The sequence below is a fragment of the Leifsonia sp. A12D58 genome (assembly GCF_047530025.1).
Taxonomy (GTDB): domain Bacteria; phylum Actinomycetota; class Actinomycetes; order Actinomycetales; family Microbacteriaceae; genus Cryobacterium.
The window spans coordinates 1,180,820-1,206,490 of the sequence record NZ_JBLJAT010000001.1 but is presented as its reverse complement, the minus strand read 5'-3'; the positions used below and the strand labels follow the sequence as shown (position 1 = coordinate 1,206,490).

Genomic DNA, 25,671 nt, shown 5'->3' with positions numbered 1-25,671 from the left:
CCGACTTTAGCCTTTTGCTCGGCGCCGACAACCGGTACGCGAACAATCGCCGTCGACTCCCCGGAAGCGATCCCTACCGAGGCCAGTAACGCCATCCCGCATCCCAAGCCGCGCCACACGCATTCCGACGGAATTGGCAGACGGAAGAACTAATCTCGTCAACAGGTTGTCGCCCACACCTGAGATTTGTCGATACCTTCCTTCTATGTGCTCCGCCCATGCAGAATTCTTAACTGAAGACCACGTCTTTGCCGCTTATGGTCGAGCGATGCACAGCGCCCAGGCGTTAGAGCATTGGTTGCGGGTCCTCGTCCACGTGAACCGGACCGCGTCCAAGAAGTTCTCGTCTACGGAAGAAGCTGATCGTGCCATCGATACCCTCTCAACGTCGACCATGGGCACAGTATTTGCAGCGCTTCGGTTACTCGTTGACGATCCGAATCTTGAGGATCAGCTCGCCCAGGCTGTCGCCGAGCGCAATCGTTTAGCTCACAAATACTTCGGGCAGTGGGCGGACGTCTGGGCGGGTCATGAAACCGACATTCGCATGATTGAAGATGCCGATCGCGTGCGAGTACATTTCGAGGAAACGACGCAGCGTCTCGCCCCAATCATCGGCAAGCACCTCGACACGATCGGATCGAATCCCGACGAATACGTCCCAGGCTTGAACCAACGTATCGACAACATCATGAGTCAACCCGATACAGCCGCAACTTTCCGGTAGATCGGCGGGTGGCGCCAAATCCCCCGTTAGCGAAGGATGCGACGCCAGAGCTCTCTTCTTTGTCGACAAGTGTTGTGGCCAGAGACCGGGGCGTGCTCGCGCAATAGAGTCCCATTGCGCCCCATAGTCGTTACCGTCGACTGCTCTCACGTAATAGCAGGGGTCGAAATCGCGGGACTTCACTTCAATGATGGTTGCCCACTTCAGGTGCGTGGATTCACGGCGAGGTGAGCGGCGCCACGGGCAAATACAGGATCGCGATGGGGATCTGTATTAACGCTGTGCCGAACCACTCATTTGGCCCTCCGAACAATTCGGAATGTCGGCGCTCGCCGCCCAGAGCACCACTAGCACGAGCAAAATCAATATCGGGCGGGGGTCACTGCATGCAGCGCACATGGACATTCCGAGTACGGCAAGTGCCGCGCCTCGCGAACGATAGGACGTGGCCGCCACACCTATGATCATCGCGACAAGGCCCCCGTTTTCTAGGACATTGGAACGCTCCGTAGTCCATTGCTGGGCAACAACCACGGCCGTTCCCGCGTCATCCAGGCAGAGCCAGCTGAGGAGAGCCGCCATCACTTCCAGTGGAGTCTGCCCGATGACCAGTACAGCGACTGTAGCCAGTCCGGCGGCGGATGCAGCGAATCGGATGAGCACGTCCCAGCGCACTCGAGGGCTCGCGATATGCCACCAAGAACGTCCACGCTACTCCTCCATCAGCATCCGGTCTTGGCAGAACCATATGGGCAGCTACCGACAGGGTTGTACATCGCGATGACTAAACACGTAGCGGGAGCCTCTTCGTGCAAACGTTCTCGTCCCTCGCTGTCTGAGGCACCGATGCCAGAATTCATTTTCGCCGCTGCTCGAATGCGGTACGAGTACCGATGTGCATGAATCCACCTTTGACAGATTCAACGAAGAAACCAGTTCCTCCGGCTTCGAGCACCCTATCTGGAACATCCACCTTCACCTTTTGAGTGCAGGGGAAGATCTTTTCAGAGAGATTCATATTTCGGGAAAATTGCTTTGCGGATATTTGTTGCCATGCTCCGAAATCGCACCACGGTCACATGAGCAGGAAGTTCAAAACAGCATCTCCGGGTGGGAATGGCGCTCTCGACACACCGATGTCGTCGATGGTGTGTAACCACTCGAGTGAGTCCCGCACGCAGCCGACGATTTACGGCCCGCCCATCCAATGATCAATGCGGTGGTAATCGGGGGAAAAGCCGTGGTTGACCCCGTAGATAACCGCTTGAGTACGACTAGTGGCCCCAATTTTGCGGTACACCGATCGAATATAGGACTTGACGGTGTTCGGACTGAGATAGGTGAGACGAGCAACATCGGCGTTGCTCATGCCCTGAGTAATCAACGCAAGGATCTCGGATTCGCGATCCGTGATTCCTTCCAACCTCCCCGGCCAGTCCAATCCCGGCGCGCTGGGGGCGGGGCGGCGATATTCACTGACTACAACCTCGCCAGCGTGAATCGCCTCAATCGCCGACACCAATTGCGACGCGGTAAGTGTCTTAGACAGGTACCCATGCACTCCGAGATCGCTGGCGGAGGCCACGAGCTCTGGATGCAGGTTCCAGGTATAGACGACAACTCGAGAGGCTCGAGGGTTGGCAATCAAGTCCGCAATTTGGCTCGCATCAGATTCGGGCTGCGCAAACGAGTCGTAGAGAACGATATCTACAGTCTCGCTCACATCGGTGTTTGCATCGATCTCGGCAACTACGACCCGATCACGGTAGTCATCGAAGAAGTGCGCGAGACCCTTGAGTACCACGTCGTAGTCGTCGACGAGCGCCACCGTGATGGGCGATGACGGGGCTGGCCGCATAGTGGAGGGCATGTGCTTCAGCATTTCACCCCCAGGGGTGTACCGCAACACCCCAATGGGTGGTTAATTGTGATGAGCTACGAGGCGGCATTCCAACCGGTACGCCGCCGCCACAAACGCTTTCAAGCGCAGAACAAAAGGAACATCATGCTTTGGACCATCCTCGGCCTCATTATCATCGGGCTTATCGCAGGCTTCATTGCACGCGCCGTCATTCCTGGTAAGCAGAGCATGAGCGTGCTCATGACCATCGTGCTCGGGATTATCGGATCCTTCGTGGGAGGCTTCCTCGGGTTCCTGATCTTCGGGAGCGATCCCGCTGACGGATTCCTCCAGGCCTCAGGCATCATCGGCTCGATCATCGGTGCGATCGTCGTCCTCGGCATTTACACCGCAGTTGCGGGAAAGCGCCGCGCCACTCACTAAGACGTACGCCGACTGCGAGCCGTGCCTTGGCACGGCTCGCAGTCGCGAGTGTTTCGGATTGTCATCGAAGTCGTCCCACCGAATTGTCCACGTTATGCGCTAATAGAATCGGCCTCATGTCAATCGCTTCACGGACTCACGACGAGACAGCCGATGGGCTGAATCGCGCGCAGGATAGGGCTGCACGAGCTGAACACCGCCTGCCAGCCGTACTCGCCGTCCTGGCCGCACTAACCCTCTATCTACTGCTCCCGAACAGTGTTCTCCCGCTGTGGCTGCGTCTCACAGTTGTTGGTGTAGGGGTCGTCTTACTCGTCCCCGTTATCGTGCTGAACCCTCACCGACTGCACCGACAGACCGCATGGTCTCGGTACCTCTCCGTCGGCCAAGCGCTTGCTCTCATGGCCGTGAATCAGTACGCAATGGCGCACCTGATCATCCAGCTGGTAACCGCAAAGAACTCTGATGGGCCATCCTTGTTGATTGCCGCCCTGCAGGTGTGGGTGACGAATGTCATCGCATTTGCGCTGATCTATTGGGAGATGGATCGCGGTGGGCCCGTCGCTAGACGGCACGACAATCGGAGCGAGTTACCGTTCGCCGACTTCCGCTTTCCGCAGGACGAAGACCACGATGCCATCACCGAAGTGGCGGCTCGGTCTTCGGCGAAACTCGACTGGATGCCATCCTTCATCGACTACCTCTACTTCTCCGGCACCAACTCGATGGCGTTCAGCCCCACTGACACCATGCCGCTGTCTCCGCGCGCAAAAGTACTCATGCTCACAGAGGCATTCGGTGGGTTCGTCATACTGGCACTCGTGATCGCACACGCAGTGGGTCAACTGGGTTGAGCATGCGTTGAATACGTGGCCTGCCCGCGTCACCAGCAGACGGTGTACCGTCTGCGGCATGACCGAACAGCAGCCATATAACGTTGTGCGCACCGAACCCGGCTTCGAACTGAGGTCTTATCCCCAGCACGTGGTCGCCGAAGTGACGGTTAGGGCTCCATTCAGTGACGCTGGCAACCGCGCATTTCAATATCTCTTCAGGTACATCAGTGGAGAAAACTCAGGCAGTCGCAAGATCGCGATGACCGCACCTGTCGTGCAATCCCCCGGTTCTTCTATCGCGATGACTGCCCCCGTAGTGCAGCGGCCAGGAACGGATGCCGACACTCATGTCATCGCCTTCGTTCTTCCCGCCTCGCTCACCGAAGAATCAGCTCCTCGCCCGACAAATTCGGCGGTTACTCTGCGCACAATTCCCGAGGCACTCAGCGCCGTCAGTACGTACTCAGGTCGATGGAATGAGAAAGGCTACGACGAGCACTGTGAACAACTATTGGAGCAGGTCGCCACGGCCGGACTGACTGCCGTTGGCACGCCCCGGTTCGCTCGGTTTAATCCACCGCTCACCCCATGGTTTCTCCGCCGGAACGAGGTTGTTGTCGATGTGCTGGATGACAAGCACGAATTCGACTGACGAGTACGGGGTATGACTGAATCCGCCCGACCATGGTGCAATGGTCAGTGATGTCACCCCTCACTGCCCCCGCGCCCCGGTCCGTGTACTCAACCGATGGCCTGAAACTTGCCACCTATGAGTTCGGCGATCCGACGGCGCCGACTGTACTCGCCATGCATGGCTTTGCATCGAGCGCACTGGCGAACTGGCACCTGACCGGTTGGACTCGCGATCTGACCCGAGCCGGATACCGGGTACTGGCCATTGACCAGCGCGGCCACGGCGCCAGCGACAAGCCGCACTCCCCCGCCGCGTATTCGATGGAAGCATTAGCTGACGATGTGCGCCAGGTGCTCGACGCTTATCTGCTCGACGAGGTGTTCTACGCGGGATACTCGCTCGGCGCCAGGGTGGGATGGCAGGCGGCTGACAGTTTCCCTGAGCGGATCTCTCGCGCCGTGCTCGGTGGCATCCCGGATGGCGACCCGCTCAAGCGGTTCCAGGTCGCTGATGCCCGCGAGCACATAGAACAGGGAACTGAAGTGACAGACCGCCTCACCGGCGCCTACCTGACGATGGCAAAAGCCGTACCCGGTAACGACCTGTCAGCGCTCGTTGCTGTGGTCGAAGGGCTGCGGGGCGGCACTCAGCCGGGGCCGGACAACGCTCCCGCTCAGCCGCTCCTGTTTGCAACCGGCAGCGACGACCGCATCATCGACGCGTCGAGGGCACTTGCCGCCGTCACGCCGCACGGGCAGTTCTTCGAGATTCCCGGACGCAATCATTTCAACGCTCCGACATCGAGGGCATTCAGAGAGGCCGCAATCGCTTTCTTCGGTGAGGCCTAAGACAGCACGTCCTTGGTGAGGAACCGGCCGAACGCCAGCGAGCCGAAAACGAGCACGTAGCAGGCCTGCAGCAGCGCGTTGTCACCGAATGAAGTCCAATCGATGGGTTGGCGCAACAGGTCGGCGAAATCCAGCCAGTAGTGACTGAACAGCCACGGATGCAGCCAGTCAAGCTGCGGTAGAGCGTCGAGCACTTGGGACACCACCGACAACACGATGGTGGCGGCCATGGCGCCGACTGGCACCTCGGTGAGTGTCGAAATGAACAGTCCGATCGCTGACAGCCCGAGTAATGAGACGGTGACGTATCCCGCCAGCAGCAGGGTGCGCACCACCGAATCGGCGACACCGATGGTGTCGCCAGACAACAGCGTCACTGGCCCGATCGGAAACAGGGCCAAGCCGGCCACAGTTCCTGCGATCACGACCGACAGGGTTGCTGCCGCGCAGAACACAGCGGCTCCCACGTATTTGACCACGAGCAATCGAGCCCGCCCTGCTGGAGCGACCAGGAGGTAGCGGAGGGTGCCGAGCCCCGCTTCGCCCGCAATGGTGTCCCCTGCAACCACACCGACGGTGAGCGGCAGGAACAGCGGAATGGACACGACCAGGGCGGTGATGCCGACAAACAGGCCGTTCTGGGTAATCCGGTCAAGAAACGCCGGTCCCCTCCCCGACGAGGTGCTCTCGGTGACGCGCACCGCGATGGCGATCAGGATGGGAATCGCCGCCAGGGCCAACAGCATTGCCCACGTTCGACGTCGCCGGAAGAGTATCGACAGTTCTGAACCCAGCAACGCCCAACCGACGGCCGGGCGCCTGCGAACGACCTCGGTGTCAACGACCTCGGTGTCACTGGACAACGTTGAACCCCTCACCAGTGAGCGCCACAAATCGGTCTTCGAGGGTGGCGCTGTCGACGCTGAATCCACGCACCCTGATGCCCGCTGCAACCAAGGCTGCCACGATCGACTCCGGCTCCCCCTGGTACTCGGGCAGGGCCGCGCTCACGATGCCATCACCCGCCATATCGGGTTCGATGCCCAGCGAGATCAGCACCTGGCGCGCGCTGACGACATCCGGCGTGTGCAACATCAAGCGAGCTTTCCCTGACCGCAATTCGTCGAGGGTGCCCTGTGCGACCAACCGACCGGCGCTCATCACTGCGGCGTGCGTGCAGATCTGTTCAACCTCGGCGAGCAGGTGGGTCGAGAGAAACACCGTGGTTCCTTCAGCAGCCAGGGTGCGCACCAGCGATCGCACCTCTCTGGTTCCCTGCGGGTCAAGCCCATTGGTGGGTTCGTCGAGAACCAGCAGTTCCCGCTGCACGAGCAGCGCGTTGGCAATACCCAGACGCTGCTTCATCCCGAGCGAGTATGCACGCACCTTCTTGTGAGACGCATGACTGAGGCCCACCCGGTCAAGCGCTCGTGCCACTCTGGCCGTGCGAGTGGATGCCGGAGCTCGCGGGTCTGCAGTATCAAGGCGATGTAGGTTGTCGGCCCCAGACAGAAACGGATAGAACGCCGGTCCTTCGACCAAGGCACCGACCCACGGCAGAACATCGTGCAACCGGTCTGGTATGGCAAGGCCCAACACATTGATCGAACCGCTCGTTGCCGATGCCAGCCCGAGCAGCATGCGAATCGTGGTGGTCTTACCAGAGCCGTTCGGGCCGAGGAATCCAAAAACTGCACCGCGTGGAACCGACAAATCGAGTTCGGCCACCGCATCTTGGTGGCCGAATCGCTTGCTGAGGCCCCTGGTCTCGATCGCCAGCTCAGAGACTGACGAACCGGCCGTCACTGAACCGACCGTCACTGAGCCGTGGCTGCGGCGAGCAGCGTCTCAAAGGGCACTGAGCCGACCAGGACGCGTCCGTCGTCGGTGACGTAGATGTTGAGCAACGCTGTAGAGATCAGGCGGCCGCCCTCCACTGGCTTAGTCGCCTGTGCGAACAGGGGCGAATTGCTGATGTCGGCAGGAATAGCACCGGCTGGTATCTCGCCAACTGTCGTCCAGCCGGTTCCGCTCGTCACCACCCCGGTGGGGTTGTCCGACGTGTGTGAATGGGATCCATCGGCCGGCCAGGCGGGCAGGGACTCCTGCTCAACTGTCGCTCCAGGCGGGGGCGTGAAGTTGAATAGCGCGGCATCCGGGGTCGCAAGTGTCAGTTGTGTGAATGCGAGAGTGAATGCAGGCGTGTCTTGGCCGCGCGCCTGCACGACAACACTGAGGGGTAACCCGGTCTCCGAATCGACTGCAATGGATACCGAACCGATCAATGTGTCAGTCGTCTTGGGGGTGAGCACCAGTTCGTATGTGCTTCTTCCGGCCACGACGGCGTCTGTTCCGACGGTGACTGTAGTGCTCGGGTCAATCTGTGCCAGCAGCGAATCTGCGAGTTCGGCAGGCGTCATCGTGGCGCGTCCGGCTGCGTCGGGCTTTCCCGTGCTGCCAGCGGGCACCGTCAATTGAGTTGCGGTGTTGTCACTCGAGCTGTACAACCACACATCACTGCCGTTGACGATCACGTCGCGCTCAGCGAGCTGATCGATGACCTGCACCCTGGCGTTTGACGGCCCATCGAGGTACACCCGAGCAGTATGCGAACCCGTCAATAGCTCAAGAGCGGATGCGGCCCCGGCCTCAGACTGCGACGTGCCCAAATCCAGTTGGGGCAAACCAAGTTCAGATGTCTGCTCGATGGTCCCTGAAAGATCCTGTACGTTGCTCTCGCCCGCCAGGGTCAGTACCTCTGCCGGGGTCTTGTCGGGCAGGTTCACTGCAGCTCCGGCCATCGTCTGGCTGAACGCCACACCGGCAACCACGACAACGGGAACCACCACCGCAGGCAGCCATCGAGTCCATACGCGTTTCGTCACAAGTACACCCCTGCGTGCCGTTCCATAGTGCGAGACTACGCCTCACGCGGGTGGGATGCACCCTGGAGCGGCCGTATACTTGAAGGGACTTCCGAACCTTTGCGGGTTCGGACGAGCGCTGGTTGAGACAGTGCACTGAAGGCCCAGGACATCACTGTCCTGGGCCTTCAGACTTGGTGCGGTAAGTAGCAGTTCTACACTTCGTCGTCGACGATTCCGATGAATCGGCTGCCGACGCCGTCGTACTCGGTACGGCGCATGCCGGCTACGGCTGCGGGGAGCTCGTCGTACCCATGGTGGTTGCAGGTGAGATAGCTGAACTCCGGCCACCATTTTTTGGGCCTGGCCGCCTCGGTGAATCCGCACACATCACAGGTCAGCTGCACCCATACCGGCTTCTTTCCCGTGCGATTGGCGCGAGACTGCACCAGCCAGGCCGGCGGATTCTTTTCGATCTCAGCAAGTTGTTCATCCGTCAGGCGCGATGGAATTCCGTGGCGCGTGGCCATTTCTAGGGGAATGTCCAGTCGTAGCGCTGCTTCTCGTCGCGTAATCATCGTGATCAACGATAGGCGCTTCACGACCCCTGCTGGTTCGACGCCGATCCACTGCCCTGCGACTCGACAGCCGCAACAGCGGCGTCTACGCTCGAAAACACTCGACCCGACGACGTGAGCGACCTGAACCACTCGGTTTTCTGGGCCAGCTTGTTGGCCTCGTCCGGCAACGCGGCGATACAGAGATTGCTCCCTAGCCCGGCGAGCTCAGAGTCCAGTTCGGCTAGGTTGTCGATGACCGTGACTGAGAGAAATTCCAAAGCGGTGGCGTCAAGAATCACCCACGACGGCCGTCCGGCGTGCGCGGCATCCTCTTCGACCTTCTGGATCGTGCCGACGACGTTCGCTGTATAGAGCGGTTCATTGAGGCGGATGACAACATAGCGCTTGCCAGCAGCTCCAACGCTGACTCGCGGCCGGTTGAGCTCTGACAGCACGATGAAGATCGTCAGGAAGACGCCGACCCCCAGAGCAGGAAGCAGGCCGAATGTCAGCCCCAGTGCCGTGGTGATTACCGCGACAGCGAACTCCGGAGGACTCAACTTCGCGAGACGGATGAATCCGCGCACGTCGATCAACGAGAGCACCGCAATCATTACCATCGCGGCTAACGTCGCCTGGGGCAACTGGCTGATGACGCGTCCGAGGAAGAGGGCGATGACAACCGCCAGGGCAGCTGTCGTCAGCGTAGCCACCTGCGACTTGGCACCGGCGGTTCTCGTGACGGCGCTCTGTGAGAAGCCGCCAGCCGCGGGCATGGTGTGAAAGAACGCACCGATGAAGCTTGCTGCCCCGGTTGCCAACAACTCTTGATTACTGTCGACGCGAGGCTCACCGGCCACTCTGACGCTGCGGGCGACGGCGGCCGTCTCGAGGAATGCGAGCACCGCGATTCCGAGTGCGCCTGGAATCAGCCCGGGAACGTGGTCGAACGACGGGAGCACGGGGGCTGGAAAGCCCTCGGGCACAGCGCTAATGAGCGAAACCCCCAGTGACGTGATGCCAGTGAACGACGTGAGCAGGATGCCGACGACGGCGACGATCAGCGAACCAGGTAGCCGGGGAAGAAAGCGTTCGAACACCACCAACGCAGCCAGCGAGCAGACCGACAGAACTATTGTCGGCAGATTCGCCTCGGGAAGCGCCTTGACGACAGATTCGATTGACGCGAGGAATCCGTGGCCTGACACTGCGACATCCGCTCCCAGCAGCCGCGGTAACTGGCCGATCGCAACTGTTACGCCCACGGCAGCTTTAATCCCGATCAGGGTGGAGTTGCTGATGTACTCGACCAGCGAACCGATGCGGAGCAGCCGCGCAATCAACAAAATCGCGCCCACGAGCATGGTTAGAGCGACCAGATCTCTCACAGCGTCGGTTGAGCCCGCTGCCACCCCCGAGCTGACCAAGGTGGTCGCCGTCAATGTGGCGATTGTCGACGTCGTCGACACGCTCATTGCACGGGATCCTCCCAGCAGCGCATAGACGGCCATGGGCACGATGCAGGTATAGAGCCCGATCTGCACCGGGAGGTTGGCGATTGTGGCATAGGCCATCGCTTGCGGCACCACGACGGCTCCGGCAGAGAGACCGGCTATGACATCGGCCGGCAGCCACGAACGCTGGTAGCCCACGAGCGTGGGAAACAGCCAGCGGCTGGCGGTAACTCGGTGTTGCTGCGGCTGGCTCATCGGTTCAACCGCTGCTGACGCTCAAACAGTTCACACACCGTCTCACATCTCCCCACAGGGTCGTGGCATCGCATGACTGCTAGGAGCTCAGTAACCACACCTGCCGTGAACTCACCACGCTAATACGGAGATGCGCGGCAGAGGAGAGGGGTGCGCAATAGTGCAGGTCTGCATTCTCCCCGATGGGAACACTATTACGCCAGATCTATCCCTCGGGGTCTCTGGCGGATAGGTTCTAATCACACGGAGGCACCGTGCCGCCGCTGGGGAGGCAATCATGGACTTTTGGGACAATGTCTGGAACATCATCTGGCTGTTCTTCTGGAGCTTCGCGTTCATCGCGTATCTCTTCGCTCTCTTCGCAGTGATCGGTGACCTGTTCCGGGATCACAAACTGAACGGATGGTGGAAAGCCGTCTGGATCATCTTCCTGATCTTCCTGCCGTTCATCACTGTGCTCGTCTACCTGATTGCCAGGGGCAACGGAATGGCGGAACGTCAGGCACAAGTGGTTCAGCAGGCGCAGAAGGAAACTGATACCTACATCAAGACGGTAGCTGGCCACAGCGCTGCAGATGAGATCGCCAAGGCAAAGGGGCTTCTCGACGCTGGCACCATCACGCAGCAGGAGTTTGAGCAAATCAAGGCGAAGGCGCTGGCCCACACTGGCTCGTAGTCGCCCTCGGGTTCAGAGTTACCAGTCCAGACCGCACGAGCGGCACGACGACGACCGAGGCGAACGATTGTTCGCCTCGGTCGTCAACGTCTATTTGGCGTTTAGCGTCCCGAATTCCAACGGCCGGCGTCTGGCCGATAGGTGGCAACATCCCGTTCGAACCGCTGCACGAGGCGTGTGAACTCCCCACGGTCGGTTTCACTCCAGCGGGTGAGGATTTCAGCCATCATGCGATCCCCAGCTGCAACAAGATCATCCATTAGGGCAACACCCGCAACAGTGAGCGTGAGCAGGTTGGCACGGGCATCCGTCGCATCCGGGATGCGAATGGCCAATCCCGCATCGATCAGCCGCGCAGCGATCTTACTCACGTTCGACGAACCCACTCGTAGCCGCTCAGCAAGCGCTGAGGGGCGCACAGCGCCCTCCTGTCCGAGCACGGTGATAGCCACAATGCTTGTCGAGTCAAGCTCGTACCCGGCACCGGCAGCAAGCGACGTCATGAACTGCTCTGAGCCCCAGTTGGAGAAGACCCGCAGCAACGCGGCCAGAGGCTGCGAGCTGTAATGGAGCCCAGACGCATCGTTCTCAGAATCAGGCAAACTGAGTGCCCCCATCAACAGGCAGGATCACACCGGTAACAAACGCGGCCTGATCGGACAGCAACCAGACAGCGGCATTCGCAATCTCGTCGGGCTGGCCGAGGCGTCCCATGGGAATCTCCGCTGCGTAGCCGGCCTTGGCCTCTGCCGGAAGCGATGCAAGCGCTGCAGTCTCGATCGCTCCGGGGGCAACAGCGTTGATACGGATTCCATCGCGCGCGTACTCGATAGCACCGCTGCGGGTGAGTGACACCACGCCGTGCTTGCTCGCACCGTACGGCGTGAGGTTCGGGGTGGCGTTCAGGCCGGCAATGGATGCGATGTTCACGATGTTTCCGCCGCCATTGGCGAGGAAGTGCTCAACCTCGAACTTCATCGAGAGCCAGGTGCCCCGCAGGGTGACGTTCATCGTGCGGTCCCACTCATCGGTGGTGACAGAGTCGAGGCGCTTCGGCATGGCTCCGATGCCAGCGTTGTTCACGGCCAGGTGCAGACCACCAAAGGTCGCAGAGGCAAATTCGACAAGTGCGGCCACCTCATCGGGGTCGGCGACATTGGCACGCTTGTATGCGGCTACTCCCCCGGCCGCCACGATCTCGTCGACAACTGCCTGGCCGTTGGCATCATTCACGTCAGAAACGACAACAGATGCACCCTCTGCCGCCAGACGCTTGGCCACCGCAGCACCGATTCCGGCTCCGCTGGCGGTGACGAGTGCAACTTTTTCTTCGAACAACATATTCACGCTTTCTTTTGAATCAAATAACCGTCTTCACGACAGTATATTTCACTTCGGACTCTTGTGCGGCGCTCTGCTCCGATTGGCGCCGTGAAAGAATGGGGCATGCCAGAAAACGCTTCGCCCCTCGGCCTCCTGCTTGATGTCGATGGCCCCATTGCCAGCCCGGTCACCCGCACGATATCGACACCGAGCATCATCACCGACCTGATCGCACTGGCCTCAGCCAACGTGCCGATCGCGTTCATCACTGGACGAAGCGCTGAATTCATCAGCGAACAGGTGATCACGCCGCTCATGGCGAAGGGCCTGCCCGCCGACATGCGCATGTACGGGGTTTGCGAAAAGGGCGCTGTCTGGTTTCCGATCACAGCCGGCGGCATGGGTGACGTCGTCGTCGATGAGTCAGTTGCACTCCCGGCCTCGCTCGTCGAACGCTTCAGGCAGCTGATCGCGACCGACTACAGCGACACGATGTTCTTCGACGAGACCAAGCAAGCCATGGTGTCAGTGGAGCAGCGCACCGATGTCGCACACGCCGACTTCCTGGTGGCGCAGCACTCGTTCAACGAGAGGGCATACGAGATCCTGGTCGAGGCAGGGGTCGGAGTGCGCTTCGGACAGCGCGAAATGCCGAACACCGCCGGAGAACTGCCATTCCGCATCGATCCCACCATCATCTCGACCGATATTGAATCGGTTCGACTCGACAAGGACCACGCGGCCGAGCGCGCACTCGCATTCTTCGCGCAGTCCGGTGACCTCCCCACGCTCTGGCGATCGGTCGGAGACTCCCGCAGCGATTACTTGATGGCCGACCACCTGCACGCAGCCGGCTACGACGTCGCCCACATCGACGTTCGACCGGCCGATGGGGTGCTCGAACGCCCGTACCCGGTCATCGTGATCGGTGAGGAGATCCACGACGAGGCCGGCGCGACGTTCCTTGACTACTGGGTCGACAAGCTCGGTATCGATCGCGGCTAACGCTGAGCCGCGTCGGCGGGCCGTCGGCATCCGGTTCAGCTAGCAAGTTGGCAAGCTAGTCAGCAACGAACTGGATGCCGTTCTGCAGCTGAGAACGCAGCTCGAACACCTTCTCGAAGCTTCCACGCTGCATGCCGGGGACGCCGTTCCGCAGAAGGTCGACCAGTCGTGACCTGGTGATGACCACCACGGCCGGACGACGACCACGCGATGGCACCATCTCGGGCTCGGAGATCGCGCCATCCGGCAACACGATGACAAGTGCGGTGAAACGGAGGCGCAGCGCCTTCGAGAAGGCCCTCGCGCTCGCCTGCAGTGCGTCGATCGGCTCTTCGTCCGGCGCAAGCACATCTCCGGCGATCTCGCCCCGACGAACCTGCACGGTCGAGCCCCAGTCTTCAGACACGATGCCGAACAGTCCGGCAGGGCCGAGAACGATGTGATCGAGCTTGCCTGTTGACGCGCCGGTTGCAACGTCATGCCACGCGGTATAACCAATACCAAGGCCCGAAATCAGTTGGGCCGTCGTCTCCTCAGCACTCGCCTTGGCAAGCAGGTGACGGATTTCTCGCGGGGCCGAACGAACGAGATCAGGTGCGTAAGGGTCGGTCAGCGTTGTGCCACGCCCTGACCACTCGCGCATCAACTGCAGATAACGCTGCCGGGACCAACCGCCCGGGTGTCCGTGCATCCGAGTCTTGGGACCTGACTGTCCGCGGCGGGTACCCGAGGAACCCGTTGCGAACGATGTTTCAGGCGCTGTTTCTGCGGCGCTATACCGCGAACGATCGTATGCGGCCCTGAGGTCAGGGGTGCCGATCCGTTCCCACGCTAATTGCACCGCATGGAACGCGATGACGTCACCGCCGGCATCCGGATGGGTCTGCCTCAGGAGGCGACGATACGCGCGTTTCAGTTCGTCGTCGCTGGCGGATGCTGCCACGCCCAGGATCTCGTACGGGGTGGACGCGGCCGGGCTATCTGGCATCAATCTCTCTCGATGTGGTGATCAAAAAGGTCAGTACATCAAGATACCGGGCGTTTCTGTGCAACTATCGCGGGGTGAAGAGTTTCGAATCGATCAGTCGTCGTCATCACTCCGCATTTCGCGTTTCAATCATGTTCGCGTTCGGGGTTATTGCCGCCCTGATCACGGGTTGGACCGGACAATGGGTCGTCTCGGCAGTTGTCGGCTGGGGGGTCTCGTGCATCACATACCTGATCTTGGTCTGGGTACTGATCGGATCAATGGATGCCGAAACCACGGCGCAACACTCGACTCGGGAGGACCCGACACGGCGCGCGACAGACCTGCTCGTGCTGCTCGCGAGTCTCGCCAGCCTGGGGGCCGTCGTCGTGCTGCTCATCGCAGCGCAAGGACATGCCTCGAACACCGAACAGGTGTGGACGGCCGTACTGGCCGTCGCGAGCGTCGCGCTGTCATGGTTTCTCGTGCACACACTGTTCACGCTGCGCTACGCACGGCTCTACTACACGGGGGTCGACGGTGGGGTCGGCTTCAACCAGGACGAGCCGCCGGTCTACAGCGACTTCGCGTATCTTTCGTTCACGCTCGGCATGACGTTCCAAGTTTCTGACACCAACCTGGAGACGCACGAGATCCGAATCACCGCGCTCAAACACTCGCTGCTCTCGTACCTGTTCGGCTCGGTCATCCTGGCATCACTCATCAACTTGTTGGCCGGCCTGCCGTCGTAGCAGCCCGGCTAGTCGCGCAGAAGCTGAACCGGGATGAAGTAGGCCAGGGCGCAACAGAGGATCCCGGCAAAGAAGACGGGGGCCTGGAAGGCGGTAAGGGTGAACGCCAAGCCGAACAGCCAGAAGCCGAAGAGCAGGATGGCGAACGAAATGATGAACATGACTACGTGCATGGCGACATCCTTTTCGTGAAGTGAAACTCGCAATCGCTGCTGCGAGCGTAGCCGGGTGCTACGACTTCGGGGAGTTCGGCGGCAGCGGCCTCATCAGCAGAGGGACCACATTCCAGATCAGGACCGTGATCACGAGCATCACGCCACCACTGATGAAACCCGCGGTTCTACCGACCACCACGTCGAAGATCAACAGAACAGTCCCCGTGAGTACCGCAGCAACGCCAATCAGGGTTGCACGGACCAGAATGCTCGCGATCCTGACCACCCTGGCCATTGCGTGGCGGCGGAACAGGATGCGGTGAAGACTGACCGGCGCCAATCCGATCGCCGTCGTCAATGCCGCGACACTCACCAATATCAGGTAGATGGTGATCTGATACTGGTCGAGTTCGGCGAACCGCGGCTGGAACGCTACGGCCAAAAGGAAACCGCTGAGAACCTGAGTTCCCGTCTGCGTGACCCGCACCTCCTGGAGCAACGAATTCCAGTTGCGGTCAAGTCGTTCGTTCTCACTCTCCACGCGCCCGTCGCCCGGAACTGCATCGGGCATGCCTGATTCTGAAGCGACAGCGCTCATGTCCCACATGCTAGTGTCGATGACCAAACAGAGGGGCGTTTGGTCCGCTTTTTTCGCCTACCACGCGCCCCAGAATGTGCGAAAGGAAGCCATGAAAGCGTCTAAAAAACTAAGCTCGAATTTGCAGTCAATCCTGGTCGACCTGATCGAATTGCACGTCCAGGGCAAGCAGGTGCACTGGAACATCGTCGGAAAGAACTTCCGTGACCTGCACCTGCAACTCGATGAAATCATCGACGCAGCCAGGGAGCATTCAGACGAGATCGCCGAGCGGATGCGGGCACTGCACGCCATTCCCGACGGCCGCGCCGAGACTGTCGCCGCGACGACGACTCTTCCCAAACTTCCTCTCGGTGAGATTGACACAACCAAGGCAGTGGATCTGACGGTCAAGTTGATGACGGCGACGACCGACAACATCCGCGCAGTCCACGATGAGGTCGACGACGAAGATCCCGCGACAGCGGACCTGCTTCACGCCATCATCCTGACGCTGGAGAAGTACATCTGGATGGTTGGTTCCGAGAACGCAAAGCCGCGCAGCTAAGCGTTCGTCGTCTCGGCACTAGTTGCCGCGGCTACACCGGCGCAATCATCTCCGGCGAGTCTCCCCTGATGGGTGAGGCGATCCGATGGAACTGAAGTGATTGTGCAACCGGTGTAGCCGCGGCAACTGCTGCGTCGACAAGCGTTTTGTCCCCGATTGTTTTGGGATCGATCCAGGTGTCGATCATGTCGGAGGGAAGGGTCACCGGCGTGCGGTCGTGTATGTCGGCGATCTCGCCAACGGCAGGCCGCGTCAAGATAGTTGCCGTCAGGTGCCACCGCGACGGATCGCTGCGATCCTTTGTAGGATCCACCCACCACGAGTACAAGCCGGCAAAATAGAGCAGGCCGTCTTCCGGGTGTATGAAATACGGGGTCTTGCTCGAGCCCTCTGTCTTCGTCTCGTAGTAGCCGATGGCCGGGATGATCGCTCGCTGCTTGGTCACCGACCCCTTGAACGAAGCAAGCGTGGTGACTGTCTCGCTGCGGGCATTAAACGTGGGGTTACGGCCCTTGAGCTCCTTCGCGAACGGCGGCGTCAGCCACCACTGGGCCAGCTCAGCGCGCCTGATGGTCGGGCCAAGCGGGTCTGCCCTGTCGACCGGGGTCTCGAGCAAGACCGGGACCGGGTCGGTGGGACGCACGTTGTACGACGGCTTCCAGTCGAGCTGCCACTGCTCTGGCGGCCGACCCGTCGCCTCCACGAACTCGGTGATCATCTCGTTCACCGAACTGTCCATCGCAAACCTGCCGCACATGAAGCGATCGTACGACGGCAAAGTCGGCCCGCACAGCGCATTGGTGTTTCTCCACAGATTTGTGTCGGTTGTGCGTGCGCCGTGAGAGCCATGCGGATGCTGGTCAGCGTGCCTGTTCAGAGAGACAATGAAAGTGGGGCACGCCGGTTGTGCATGCCGTGGAGATGAACCGCTCATGATTGGTCTAATTGTTGTTCTGGTGATCGTGGCTATCGTGATCATCGTTCTGCTCTTCGCCTCCATTCGGGTGGTGAAGCAGTACGAACAGGGTGTGGTGCTGCGCTTCGGGCGTTTGATCGGCCTCAGGAAACCGGGCCTCAGATTCATCATCCCGTTCGTGGATGTCATGCACCGGGTGTCGCTGCGGATCGTGACCCTGCCCATCCAGTCTCAGGGCATCATCACCAGAGACAACGTGAGCGTCGGTGTGTCTGCAGTTGCCTATTACCGTGTGATGGACCCGGCCAAGTCGGTGATCGCCATCGAGAGTGTGCAAGCGGCGATTGACCAAATCGCCCAGACCACGCTGCGGAAGGTTGTCGGCCAGCACAGCCTGGACGAGACGTTGGCGGAAACCGACATCCTCAACGTGAACATTCGCGAGATTCTCGACGGCCAGACTCTCGACTGGGGCATTGAAGTAACTCTTGTCGAGCTGAAGGACATCCTGCTACCCGAGTCGATGAAACGCGCGATGGCCAGACAGGCGGAGGCCGAACGCGAGAAGCGCGCCAAGATCATCAACGCCGAAGGCGAGTCGCTGGCGGCTGCCGCGCTGGGCGATGCTGCCGACACCATGATGGCCCACCCGATTGCCCTGCAATTGCGCAATCTGCAGACGCTCGTGGAGATCGGCGTCGACAAGAACACCATCGTTGTCTTCCCCGCCCCACTGATGAGTACGATCGGCGAGCTCGGCGCGTTCCTTGCCCGAGAAGATGCTGCGAGTCGAGAAGATGATGACGGCGGAACCACCGAGCCTGACGGATCACCTGGACCGCATCCCGTGCCTGTTTCTGCCTGATAATACGGTCATCATGGGGTCGTGTTGTGGTGCCTCAAACCGCTTCGAGATAGCCGGCACGACACGCCGGATCGGCGATACCCCGATTGACTAATTCGAACATGTGTTCGATCATGAATATATGTCCCTGTCAGCCATGGTCGAACCTCCTCTCGCCTCGGCGAAGGAACAGATCGCTGCCTTACAACAGCGGATTTCGAGTATGCAGGCGACGAAACTCGATACGAAAACACTGCCGACACTCGCTGCCCTGGCCGAGGTACTACCCGGCGGAGCGCTGAAGCAGGGTGCCGCCTATTCTGTGAGTGGATCGACCACCCTGGTGATGGCTCTTTTGGCCGGACCCTCGCAAAGCGGGGCATGGTGCGGAGTTGTCGGTATGCCTGACTTCGGGGCAGAGGCCGCCAGTCGCTTCGGTATCGAGTTGGAGCGACTCGTGTTCGTTCCCTCCCCCGGCGACCAATGGCTGACCGTGACAGCCGCACTCGTCGACGTGCTTTCAGTTGTGGTCATGCGCCCGCCGCTGCGCACCAGCGACGCCGATGTTGCCCGACTGGGAGCACGCCTGCGTCAGCGCGGCAGCACCCTGATCGTCATCGGTGACTGGCCGCAGTGCGAGGCCGAACTGCGCGTGAAAGAGAGCAACTGGAGCGGACTCGGCCGCGGTCACGGCTCCCTCACCGGTCGCGAGGTCACGATCAGCTCGTCTGGGCGTTCGTTTGCTGCACGCGGGCGGAGCGCCACAGTCTGGTTACCCGACCAGGACAACGGGTTCCAGAGCGTGACCACCGAGCGCGCGTTCCCGCAGCGCGCCTTCCCACCGCTGCGCGAAGTGGCGGGCTGACATGGCCATCCCCCTCACCCGCACGATCGTGTTGTGGTGTCCCGACTGGCCAATCATCGCCGCGTGCCGGAGCGAAGAGATTGAGGCTGATATTCCGCTCGCGCTCATCGAGAAGGGCTTGGTCTTCGCCTGCTCGGCGGCAGCCAGGAGCCAGGGCGTGAAGCGCGGCCTGAAGCTTCGCGAAGCCCAACACCGCTGCACCGATCTGGTGGCACTTCCCTACAATCCTGTGCACGACAGCCGTGCGTTCGAACCGGTGATCACCCGCATCGAAGAGATGGTTCCCGGCGTCCAGCTCATCCGCCCCGGAACCTGTGCTGTTCGGGCCAGGGGACCTGAGCGCTACTACGGCAGCGAAGAACAGGCGGCCTCAGCATTGATCAGCAGCCTTGAAGACCTGGGTATCGACGGCGCACGCGTCGGAATCGCCGATGGACCGTTTGCTGCTGAACAGGTGGCGAGAAGCACGAGCGGCGCTCCAGGCGACAGCATCCGGATCGTACCCATCGGCGACACGCCCCGTTTTCTCGCTCCATTACCGATCGAGATCCTCGTCGACGACAGGCTCAGCACGCTGCTGCATCGCCTCGGAGTACACACCCTGGGTAGCTTCGCCGCTTTGCCAGCCCTCGACGTGGTCAGACGGTTCGGCGCTGCCGGCGCCCAGGCACATGAGAAGGCAAGTGGTTATGAGCGTTCCGGGGTGGTGGCCCGTATCCCCCCGAAGGTCTTCGACAGGACGATCGAATTCGAGCCGGCGCTTGATCGCACAGACCAGGTCACCTTTGCCATCCGTGCGACTGCCGATGACTTCATCGACGCACTTAGCCAGGCAAAACTGGTGTGTACCGCGCTCCGCATCGAGGTGACGACCGAATCGGGAGAGATCTCCGAGCGCGGCTGGCTGCATCCGCGCTGGTTCAGTGCCGCGGATGTCGTCGACCGAGTGCGCTGGCAACTGCAGGGCTCCCAGGCCATCGACAGCGGCCTGAGCTCCGGAATCGCCCGGGTGCGGCTGTCGCCGGATCGGGTGGATGGCGCCGGCAACCATGAGGCGGGACTGTGGGGGCAGGGCCCGGACGAACGCATCCATCACGGGCTGACGCGGGTGCAGGGCATGCTGGGCCACGAGGGCGTACTCACCGCAGTGATCGGTGGGGGTCGGCTGCTGGCCGACAGGCAGATTTTCGTGCCCTGGGGCGATCGCCCCGAGGGAGACGGCGCGGTGCTTGAACGAGCTCAGGCGCAGCCCTGGCCAGGCAGCCTGCGCGGCACTGCACCCGCAACGGTGTTTCGAACCAGGCGGCCGGTGGCCGTAGTGACGACAGCCGGCGACCAGGTCGATGTTGATGAGCGGGGTGCTGTGCACGGCGAACCGGAATGGTTTTCGTCGACGGGACGCGCAGCCGACTACCTCCAGGTCGAGGCGTGGGCCGGACCCTGGCCGGTCACCGAGCGTTGGTGGGATGCCGAGCGCTCCACCGCACTGCACCGTTTTCAGCTTGTCGACATTGAGGGCAACGCCTGGCTGCTTGCCCTCGACAACCACCGCTGGTGGGCGGAGGCCCGCTATGACTAAGGCCCCGCTGCGACTGAGGACATCCGACATAACTGAGCACACAGAAGAAGGTAACGACTGATGGGCTGGAACAACCCGCCGATCCCCTGGTCGGAGCTCGAACGCAAGCTCTCCGACCGACGCCGTCCTGATTCTCCCTCGGGAGGCGGCGCTGGCGGTGACGAACTACAGGGCGACGGCGGCGATAGCCCCGCCTGGTCTCGAAAGCGCCCGAAGTACGAAGCACCGGCCCCACCAGCATCCGCTCCCCTGGCCAGTGCCGCGCCAGCCATCCCGTACGCCGAGTTGCACGCGCACTCCAACTTCAGCTTTCTCGACGGCGCCAGCTCGCCCGAACAGCTCCTGGAGGAAGCCGCCCGGCTGGGATTGCACGCGCTCGCACTCACCGACCACGACGGCTTCTACGGTGTGGTGCGCCTCGCAGAGACAGCTGAAAGCTACCCGGAGATCAGGACAGTCTTCGGTGCCGAGTTGTCACTGGGGTTGAGTACCCCTCAGAACGGCATCGCAGACCCTGAGGGTACCCACCTGGTGGTTCTGGCCCGCCAGGAGGAGGGTTACTACCGCCTCGCTTCTGCACTGACCCATGCCCAGCTGGCCGGAGAAGAGAAGGGCAAGCCGCTCTACGACCTCGATGAGCTCGCCGAACGCGCCGACGGGCACTGGGTCATTCTGACCGGATGCCGCAAGGGCGCGGTTCGACAGGCGCTGGAGAGTGGAGGCCCGGAAGCCGCTGCCATCGAGCTCGCTCGGCTGGTGACGCTGTTCGGCCACGACAACGTCTACGTCGAGCTGTTTGACCACGGGCATCCCGAAGACAGTGCCATCAACGACGCGCTTGCCGTGCTTGCCGAGAATGCCGGTCTGCCCGTCGTCGCCACCAACAACGTGCACTACGCGACTCCGTCCGAGCATCGACTGGCTGCAGCGCTCTCTGCTGTTCGGGCCAGGCGCAGCCTTGATGAGATGGACGGCTGGCTTCCGGCGAGCCCGAGTGCCCATCTGCGCAGCGGTGCTGAGATGACTGCCTTGTTCGCCCGGTTCCCCGACGCTGTAAGCAATACAGTTCCGCTGGCCGATGAACTGGCGTTCTCGCTGCGGAGGGCCAGGCCCAAACTGCCCAAGCAGGATGTGCCTGAGGGACACACCCCGATGAGTTGGCTGCGCACGCTGGCCTGGCAGGGAGCTGCCGAGAAGTATCCGGGATACAACGACAATGTGCGCGAGCGAATCGAAAAAGAACTTGCCGTCATCGAGGCCAAAGACTTTCCCGGCTATTTCCTCATCGTGCACGACATCGTGCAGTACGCGAAGAGCAGGGGCATCCTCTGCCAGGGTCGTGGATCTGCCGCCAACTCCGCAGTCTGTTTCGTGCTGGGTATCACCGCAGTCGACTCGATCTTCTACCGGCTGCCGTTCGAGCGCTTTCTCTCCAGCCTGCGGGAAGAAGAACCCGACATCGACGTGGACTTCGACTCAGACAGGCGCGAGGAGGTGATCCAGTACGTCTATCGGCGCTACGGGCGACTGAACGCCGCCCAGGTGGCCAACGTGATCACCTACCGGCCCAAGTTCGCTGTGCGCGACATGGCCAAGGCGCTCGGCTACAGCGCGGGGGCACAGGATGCCTGGTCCAAGCAGATGGAGCGCTGGGGCAGCGTCGTCGGCGGCGAAGACAACGACATCCCACAGCCCGTCATCGATCTGGCCACGCAGGTGCTGAAGTTTCCGCGCCATCTCGGCATCCACTCGGGTGGCATGGTGCTCACCGATCGCCCGGTCGGAGAGGTCTGCCCGATCGAACACGCCAGAAAAGAAGACCGCACCGTGCTGCAGTGGGACAAAGACGACTGCGCCTGGATGGGACTGGTCAAGTTCGACCTGCTCGGACTCGGCATGCTGGCCGCTCTGCAGTACACCTTCGATCTGGTCGCAGAATCGATGGGGGAACACTGGGATCTCAGCACCATCCCACGGGAAGAGCAGGGCGTCTACGACATGCTCTGCGTCGCCGACTCGATCGGCGTGTTCCAGGTGGAGAGCCGGGCGCAGATGGGCACGCTCCCCCGGCTGCAGCCCCGTCGCTTCTACGACCTGGTTGTCGAGATTGCCCTCATCCGTCCCGGTCCGATCCAGGGCGGTGCCGTGCACCCGTATATTCGCCGCCGACTGGGACAAGAAGAGGTGACCTATTTGCACCCCAAGCTTGAGCCTGTGCTTGAACGCACCCTCGGGGTGCCGCTCTTCCAAGAGCAGCTCATGCAGATGGCGATGGCGGTCGGTGGCTGCACGGGCGAAGACGCCGATCTGTTGAGGAGGGCCATGGGGTCCAAGCGAGGCATCGAGAAGATCTCCTCGCTGAAAGCCAAGCTTTACGTCGGGATGGAGGGCAACGGGATCACCGGCGACGTCGCTGATTCGATTTACGAGAAGATCGAAGCGTTCGCCAACTTCGGCTTCGCTGAGAGCCACTCCATCAGTTTCGCCCTGCTGGTCTATGCCAGCGCCTGGTTGAAGCTGCACTACCCCGGCGCCTTCCTCGCCGCGTTGCTGCGGGCCCAGCCCATGGGCTTTTACTCGCCGCAGACGCTGGTCGCAGATGCCAGACGACACGGCGTGCAGGTACTCCGCCCTGATATCGCCCTCTCCGGCGCAGACGCGGGCCTGGAGTTGAGCGCGGGAGCGACGCCTCTTGACGGCGCCCTCGATAGCTGTCTGGCGGTCGAGCAGCCTCCCGTACCCGTCTTCGATCGTTCTTTGCCCTCTCGCGTCAGAGATCACCGACGAGACGGCGCCTTTGCCGTCCGGCTCGGCCTGGCCGAGGTGAGCGGAATCGGCCAAGCGCTCACCGAACGTATAGTTGCCGAGCGTGTGGCATTCGGTGCGTATACGTCGATGGCAGACCTCTCCCGTCGCGTCGGACTCAGCACAGAACAGTTGGAAGCGCTCGCCGCAGCCGGAGCATTCGACTCGCTCGGCCTGGAACGCCGGGAAGCACTGTGGAACGCCGGCGATGCAGCACAAGATAAGGAAAGCTACCTCAGCGGCTCAGTCGTCTTCGTGCAGCCTCCGCTATTGCCGCTGCTGAGCGAATCCGAGCAGGTGGTCTACGACCTGTGGGCCACCGGGATCTCGACCGACGATCATCCGGTGCGGCATGCCAGGAGTCAGCTCGAGGCCAGAGGTGCGCTGCGGGTTGATCAGCTGGCGACCCATGAATCAGGCCGCCGCATCCAGGTCGGAGGTGTGGTGACGCACCGGCAGCGCCCCTCGACGGCTGGCGGAGTGACGTTCATCAACCTGGAGGACGAAACCGGAACGCTCAATGTGATCGCGGGAGTCGGCGTCTGGAATCGGTACCGACGTGTCGCCAGGGAGTCGCCTGCACTGGTGGTGCGCGGCATCCTGGAGCGCTCCCCTGAAGGCATCACCAACTTGATCGCCGACAAATTCGAGAGCCTCACCCTGAGTGCTCAGACCCGGTCACGAGACTTCCAGTAAGGCACTGCAACCACGACCTGTTGATGTCCCGCCACCCTGCCTGCCACACGCAGACATTCGACTAACGTCGAAGGGTGATGGATGACCGCTATGGACAAGACGTACTCGCTGCCGGTTGGCGCGATGTCGGCAAGAAGACGATTCCCACGCACGAGGCCACCCGCGATCTCGTCGTCGAAGAGGCCGTGACCGGATTCTGTGGCGCGGTGATCCGAATTGAAAAGAACATCGTCACGCTAGAAGACCGGAACGGCAAGCTGCGGTTGTTCCCTCTCGGTCCCGGCTTTCTGATCGACGGTGAGCCAGTCGTGCTCACCAGGCCGACGGCAACGGCACCGACGGGCAGGGCGCGCACAGCCTCTGGATCGATGGCGGTGTCGAACGCCCCGGCCAGAGTCGCCAGGGCCAGCCGCATCTTCGTTGAAGGACGCCACGATGCCGAACTCGTCGAAAAGGTCTGGGGTGCCGACCTGCGGATCGAAGGAGTCGTCGTCGAATACATCGAGGGTGTCGACAACCTCGACCAACTGATCAGAGAATTCCAGCCAGGTCCGACACGCCGCATCGGCGTGTTGGTCGATCATCTGGTTCCCGGATCCAAGGAGAGCAGAATCGCGGATGCCGTCGCGCGCGGTCCGCATGGAAAACACGTTCTAGTTGTCGGACATCCGTTCGTAGACGTCTGGCAGTCGGTCAAACCCCAGCGCCTCGGCATCACCGCCTGGCCGACAATTCCCCGCAATATTGAGTGGAAACACGGGATCTGCGAGTCATTCGGATGGCCACACGCCGAGCAAGCCGACATTGCGAGGGCTTGGCAGCGCATTCTCGGACAGGTGCGATCGTTCGTCGATTTAGAGCCTGAATTGCTGGGAAGAGTCGAACAATTGATCGATTTTGTGACCGTCCCAGATGCCCGAAGGTAACGCTTTGAAATAGATTCTTGAGAGAAACCGGTGAAAAACCAGCTTCGTGGGCTAGGGTTTGTAAAGAAGTTGTAGTGCTTGCACGTCTTAAAACGCATCGATCTCGGTTGATGCGCCACATTCCTTTCGGAAGCGGACGACGAATACCGCGACGAACGGTTCCGACAGTCGGAACCGATCTAACACTCCTGGAGGAGTTTCAAAATGGCAACAGGTACCGTGAAATGGTTCAACGCTGAAAAGGGCTTCGGCTTTATCGCACCCGATGACGGAAGCGCTGACGTGTTCGCACACTACTCGGCAATTGCTTCGAGCGGCTACAAGTCCCTCGACGAGAACCAGAAGGTTGAGTTCGAGGTCACCCAGGGCCCCAAGGGTCCCCAGGCTGAGAACATCCGCGGCCTCTAAATAGAGCCCGCGCGGATCTTCTAGAACCGCATAGTTCGTTACGAACTAACCGCAACGCCCCTGCTTCGGCAGGGGCGTTGCTTTGTTAACCCGCGTTGCGTTGTTCAGCCGGGCGTCAGTTCAGCCAAACATCGGTGCAGCAACACC

The 25,671-nt window shown here is 61.2% G+C and carries 27 protein-coding genes; 15 read left to right on the top strand and 12 right to left on the bottom strand.

Annotation, left to right across the window (positions count from 1 at the left end):
* The first annotated feature begins 205 nt into the window (after nt 1-205).
* On the top strand, nt 206-727 hold the full coding sequence (locus ACMT3I_RS05845) for a hypothetical protein (protein ID WP_414803485.1): 522 nt from the start codon (nt 206-208) through the stop codon (nt 725-727).
* A gap of 1,189 nt (nt 728-1,916) precedes the next feature.
* Here ACMT3I_RS05845 and ACMT3I_RS05840 read toward each other — a convergent pair.
* Entirely contained in the window at nt 1,917-2,597 is a 681-nt protein-coding gene (locus tag ACMT3I_RS05840) for a DNA-binding response regulator (protein WP_414803484.1), read from the bottom strand.
* A gap of 135 nt (nt 2,598-2,732) precedes the next feature.
* On the opposite strand from ACMT3I_RS05840, the gene ACMT3I_RS05835 reads away from it, so the two are divergent.
* From ACMT3I_RS05835 to ACMT3I_RS05820, 4 genes are all read left to right on the top strand, one after another.
* The gene (locus tag ACMT3I_RS05835) at nt 2,733-3,011 is read left to right on the top strand and encodes a GlsB/YeaQ/YmgE family stress response membrane protein (protein ID WP_414803483.1); all 279 of its coding nucleotides are present in this window, start codon (nt 2,733-2,735) and stop codon (nt 3,009-3,011) included.
* Nucleotides 3,012-3,127: 116 nt separating this feature from the next.
* On the top strand, nt 3,128-3,865 hold the full coding sequence (locus tag ACMT3I_RS05830) for a hypothetical protein (RefSeq protein ID WP_414803482.1): 738 nt from the start codon (nt 3,128-3,130) through the stop codon (nt 3,863-3,865).
* A 58-nt stretch (nt 3,866-3,923) separates the two neighbouring features.
* A complete protein-coding gene (locus ACMT3I_RS05825) occupies nt 3,924-4,499 on the top strand; it encodes an SOUL family heme-binding protein (RefSeq protein ID WP_414803481.1) in 576 nt (191 codons plus the stop codon).
* A 50-nt stretch (nt 4,500-4,549) separates the two neighbouring features.
* Complete coding sequence (locus tag ACMT3I_RS05820) at nt 4,550-5,329, top strand: alpha/beta fold hydrolase (RefSeq protein WP_414803480.1); 780 nt, start codon at nt 4,550-4,552, stop codon at nt 5,327-5,329.
* On the opposite strand, the gene ACMT3I_RS05815 is transcribed toward ACMT3I_RS05820, so the two are convergent.
* The 5 genes from ACMT3I_RS05815 to ACMT3I_RS05795 form a co-directional block, all read right to left on the bottom strand.
* Nucleotides 5,326-6,192, bottom strand: coding sequence for an ABC transporter permease (locus ACMT3I_RS05815; protein ID WP_414803479.1), 867 nt, complete (start codon nt 6,190-6,192; stop codon nt 5,326-5,328). The two genes, ACMT3I_RS05820 and ACMT3I_RS05815, sit on opposite strands and share 4 nt — an antisense overlap.
* On the bottom strand, nt 6,182-7,150 hold the full coding sequence (locus ACMT3I_RS05810) for an ABC transporter ATP-binding protein (RefSeq protein ID WP_414803478.1): 969 nt from the start codon (nt 7,148-7,150) through the stop codon (nt 6,182-6,184). The genes ACMT3I_RS05815 and ACMT3I_RS05810 overlap by 11 nt, the downstream gene beginning before the upstream one ends.
* Nucleotides 7,147-8,214, bottom strand: coding sequence for a LolA family protein (locus tag ACMT3I_RS05805; protein WP_414803477.1), 1,068 nt, complete (start codon nt 8,212-8,214; stop codon nt 7,147-7,149). Before ACMT3I_RS05805 ends, ACMT3I_RS05810 begins: the two co-directional genes overlap by 4 nt.
* A gap of 194 nt (nt 8,215-8,408) precedes the next feature.
* Nucleotides 8,409-8,771: a hypothetical protein gene (locus tag ACMT3I_RS05800; RefSeq protein WP_414803476.1), complete on the bottom strand. Its 363-nt coding sequence runs from the start codon at nt 8,769-8,771 to the stop codon at nt 8,409-8,411.
* A 20-nt stretch (nt 8,772-8,791) separates the two neighbouring features.
* Nucleotides 8,792-10,462 carry a SulP family inorganic anion transporter gene (locus ACMT3I_RS05795; RefSeq protein ID WP_414803475.1) on the bottom strand — a complete coding sequence of 557 codons (1,671 nt, stop codon included), beginning with the start codon at nt 10,460-10,462 and terminating at the stop codon, nt 8,792-8,794.
* A 277-nt stretch (nt 10,463-10,739) separates the two neighbouring features.
* Here ACMT3I_RS05795 and ACMT3I_RS05790 point away from each other — a divergent pair, with 277 nt between their 5' ends.
* Nucleotides 10,740-11,138: an SHOCT domain-containing protein gene (locus ACMT3I_RS05790; RefSeq protein WP_414803474.1), complete on the top strand. Its 399-nt coding sequence runs from the start codon at nt 10,740-10,742 to the stop codon at nt 11,136-11,138.
* Between the two features lie 101 nt (nt 11,139-11,239).
* Here the strand turns inward: ACMT3I_RS05790 and ACMT3I_RS05785 are convergent, their stop codons facing one another.
* Together ACMT3I_RS05785 and ACMT3I_RS05780 are read right to left on the bottom strand one after the other, a co-directional pair.
* Nucleotides 11,240-11,740 (bottom strand): MarR family winged helix-turn-helix transcriptional regulator, encoded by a 501-nt coding sequence (locus ACMT3I_RS05785; RefSeq protein WP_414803473.1) that lies wholly within the window; start codon nt 11,738-11,740, stop codon nt 11,240-11,242.
* Nucleotides 11,733-12,479 (bottom strand): SDR family NAD(P)-dependent oxidoreductase, encoded by a 747-nt coding sequence (locus ACMT3I_RS05780; RefSeq protein WP_414803472.1) that lies wholly within the window; start codon nt 12,477-12,479, stop codon nt 11,733-11,735. Before ACMT3I_RS05780 ends, ACMT3I_RS05785 begins: the two co-directional genes overlap by 8 nt.
* A gap of 105 nt (nt 12,480-12,584) precedes the next feature.
* Between ACMT3I_RS05780 and ACMT3I_RS05775 the strand changes: the two genes are divergently transcribed.
* Nucleotides 12,585-13,466, top strand: coding sequence for a hypothetical protein (locus ACMT3I_RS05775; protein WP_414803471.1), 882 nt, complete (start codon nt 12,585-12,587; stop codon nt 13,464-13,466).
* A 55-nt stretch (nt 13,467-13,521) separates the two neighbouring features.
* Here the strand turns inward: ACMT3I_RS05775 and ACMT3I_RS05770 are convergent, their stop codons facing one another.
* Entirely contained in the window at nt 13,522-14,454 is a 933-nt protein-coding gene (locus tag ACMT3I_RS05770) for a DnaJ domain-containing protein (RefSeq protein WP_414803470.1), read from the bottom strand.
* Nucleotides 14,455-14,528: 74 nt separating this feature from the next.
* Here ACMT3I_RS05770 and ACMT3I_RS05765 point away from each other — a divergent pair, with 74 nt between their 5' ends.
* A complete protein-coding gene (locus ACMT3I_RS05765; RefSeq protein WP_414803469.1) occupies nt 14,529-15,185 on the top strand; it encodes a DUF1345 domain-containing protein in 657 nt (218 codons plus the stop codon).
* An 8-nt stretch (nt 15,186-15,193) separates the two neighbouring features.
* On the opposite strand, the gene ACMT3I_RS05760 is transcribed toward ACMT3I_RS05765, so the two are convergent.
* A complete protein-coding gene (locus ACMT3I_RS05760; RefSeq protein ID WP_414803468.1) occupies nt 15,194-15,358 on the bottom strand; it encodes a hypothetical protein in 165 nt (54 codons plus the stop codon).
* A 58-nt stretch (nt 15,359-15,416) separates the two neighbouring features.
* A complete protein-coding gene (locus tag ACMT3I_RS05755) occupies nt 15,417-15,938 on the bottom strand; it encodes a DUF6328 family protein (protein WP_414803467.1) in 522 nt (173 codons plus the stop codon).
* Nucleotides 15,939-16,029: 91 nt separating this feature from the next.
* Between ACMT3I_RS05755 and ACMT3I_RS05750 the strand changes: the two genes are divergently transcribed.
* Nucleotides 16,030-16,485 (top strand): Dps family protein, encoded by a 456-nt coding sequence (locus ACMT3I_RS05750; protein WP_414803466.1) that lies wholly within the window; start codon nt 16,030-16,032, stop codon nt 16,483-16,485.
* A 31-nt stretch (nt 16,486-16,516) separates the two neighbouring features.
* Here ACMT3I_RS05750 and ACMT3I_RS05745 read toward each other — a convergent pair whose 3' ends face one another.
* The gene (locus ACMT3I_RS05745) at nt 16,517-17,242 is read right to left on the bottom strand and encodes an SOS response-associated peptidase (protein WP_414803465.1); all 726 of its coding nucleotides are present in this window, start codon (nt 17,240-17,242) and stop codon (nt 16,517-16,519) included.
* Between the two features lie 175 nt (nt 17,243-17,417).
* Between ACMT3I_RS05745 and ACMT3I_RS05740 the strand changes: the two genes are divergently transcribed.
* The 6 genes from ACMT3I_RS05740 to ACMT3I_RS05715 all read left to right on the top strand — a co-directional run bounded on the left by ACMT3I_RS05740 (nt 17,418) and on the right by ACMT3I_RS05715 (nt 25,524).
* Nucleotides 17,418-18,266, top strand: coding sequence for a slipin family protein (locus tag ACMT3I_RS05740; RefSeq protein WP_414803464.1), 849 nt, complete (start codon nt 17,418-17,420; stop codon nt 18,264-18,266).
* A 202-nt stretch (nt 18,267-18,468) separates the two neighbouring features.
* Nucleotides 18,469-19,110 (top strand): hypothetical protein, encoded by a 642-nt coding sequence (locus ACMT3I_RS05735; protein ID WP_414803463.1) that lies wholly within the window; start codon nt 18,469-18,471, stop codon nt 19,108-19,110.
* Nucleotide 19,111: 1 nt separating this feature from the next.
* Entirely contained in the window at nt 19,112-20,689 is a 1,578-nt protein-coding gene (locus ACMT3I_RS05730; RefSeq protein ID WP_414803462.1) for a DNA polymerase Y family protein, read from the top strand.
* A 60-nt stretch (nt 20,690-20,749) separates the two neighbouring features.
* Nucleotides 20,750-24,190, top strand: a complete 3,441-nt coding sequence (locus ACMT3I_RS05725; protein ID WP_414803461.1) for an error-prone DNA polymerase — start codon at nt 20,750-20,752, stop codon at nt 24,188-24,190.
* Between the two features lie 77 nt (nt 24,191-24,267).
* Complete coding sequence (locus tag ACMT3I_RS05720; RefSeq protein ID WP_414803460.1) at nt 24,268-25,116, top strand: DUF3097 domain-containing protein; 849 nt, start codon at nt 24,268-24,270, stop codon at nt 25,114-25,116.
* Between the two features lie 204 nt (nt 25,117-25,320).
* A complete protein-coding gene (locus ACMT3I_RS05715; protein ID WP_026851477.1) occupies nt 25,321-25,524 on the top strand; it encodes a cold-shock protein in 204 nt (67 codons plus the stop codon).
* The last annotated feature ends 147 nt before the right edge of the window (nt 25,525-25,671 follow it).

What these genes read in the sequence shown, in the direction of transcription:
- ACMT3I_RS05830 (WP_414803482.1), top strand. Translation starts at nt 3,128, where the DNA reads ATGTCAATCGCTTCACGGACTCACGACGAGACAGCCGATGGGCTGAAT.
- ACMT3I_RS05845 (WP_414803485.1), top strand. Translation starts at nt 206, where the DNA reads ATGTGCTCCGCCCATGCAGAATTCTTAACTGAAGACCACGTCTTTGCC.
- ACMT3I_RS05735 (WP_414803463.1), top strand. Translation starts at nt 18,469, where the DNA reads ATGCAGGCGACGAAACTCGATACGAAAACACTGCCGACACTCGCTGCC.
- ACMT3I_RS05730 (WP_414803462.1), top strand. Translation starts at nt 19,112, where the DNA reads ATGGCCATCCCCCTCACCCGCACGATCGTGTTGTGGTGTCCCGACTGG.
- ACMT3I_RS05775 (WP_414803471.1), top strand. Translation starts at nt 12,585, where the DNA reads ATGCCAGAAAACGCTTCGCCCCTCGGCCTCCTGCTTGATGTCGATGGC.
- ACMT3I_RS05800 (WP_414803476.1), bottom strand. Translation starts at nt 8,771, where the DNA reads ATGATTACGCGACGAGAAGCAGCGCTACGACTGGACATTCCCCTAGAA.
- ACMT3I_RS05770 (WP_414803470.1), bottom strand. Translation starts at nt 14,454, where the DNA reads ATGCCAGATAGCCCGGCCGCGTCCACCCCGTACGAGATCCTGGGCGTG.
- ACMT3I_RS05840 (WP_414803484.1), bottom strand. Translation starts at nt 2,597, where the DNA reads ATGCCCTCCACTATGCGGCCAGCCCCGTCATCGCCCATCACGGTGGCG.
- ACMT3I_RS05755 (WP_414803467.1), bottom strand. Translation starts at nt 15,938, where the DNA reads ATGAGCGCTGTCGCTTCAGAATCAGGCATGCCCGATGCAGTTCCGGGC.
- ACMT3I_RS05825 (WP_414803481.1), top strand. Translation starts at nt 3,924, where the DNA reads ATGACCGAACAGCAGCCATATAACGTTGTGCGCACCGAACCCGGCTTC.
- ACMT3I_RS05750 (WP_414803466.1), top strand. Translation starts at nt 16,030, where the DNA reads ATGAAAGCGTCTAAAAAACTAAGCTCGAATTTGCAGTCAATCCTGGTC.
- ACMT3I_RS05835 (WP_414803483.1), top strand. Translation starts at nt 2,733, where the DNA reads ATGCTTTGGACCATCCTCGGCCTCATTATCATCGGGCTTATCGCAGGC.
- ACMT3I_RS05790 (WP_414803474.1), top strand. Translation starts at nt 10,740, where the DNA reads ATGGACTTTTGGGACAATGTCTGGAACATCATCTGGCTGTTCTTCTGG.
- ACMT3I_RS05745 (WP_414803465.1), bottom strand. Translation starts at nt 17,242, where the DNA reads ATGTGCGGCAGGTTTGCGATGGACAGTTCGGTGAACGAGATGATCACC.
- ACMT3I_RS05720 (WP_414803460.1), top strand. Translation starts at nt 24,268, where the DNA reads ATGGATGACCGCTATGGACAAGACGTACTCGCTGCCGGTTGGCGCGAT.
- ACMT3I_RS05740 (WP_414803464.1), top strand. Translation starts at nt 17,418, where the DNA reads ATGATTGGTCTAATTGTTGTTCTGGTGATCGTGGCTATCGTGATCATC.
- ACMT3I_RS05820 (WP_414803480.1), top strand. Translation starts at nt 4,550, where the DNA reads ATGTCACCCCTCACTGCCCCCGCGCCCCGGTCCGTGTACTCAACCGAT.
- ACMT3I_RS05795 (WP_414803475.1), bottom strand. Translation starts at nt 10,462, where the DNA reads ATGAGCCAGCCGCAGCAACACCGAGTTACCGCCAGCCGCTGGCTGTTT.
- ACMT3I_RS05715 (WP_026851477.1), top strand. Translation starts at nt 25,321, where the DNA reads ATGGCAACAGGTACCGTGAAATGGTTCAACGCTGAAAAGGGCTTCGGC.
- ACMT3I_RS05725 (WP_414803461.1), top strand. Translation starts at nt 20,750, where the DNA reads ATGGGCTGGAACAACCCGCCGATCCCCTGGTCGGAGCTCGAACGCAAG.
- ACMT3I_RS05760 (WP_414803468.1), bottom strand. Translation starts at nt 15,358, where the DNA reads ATGCACGTAGTCATGTTCATCATTTCGTTCGCCATCCTGCTCTTCGGC.
- ACMT3I_RS05780 (WP_414803472.1), bottom strand. Translation starts at nt 12,479, where the DNA reads ATGTTGTTCGAAGAAAAAGTTGCACTCGTCACCGCCAGCGGAGCCGGA.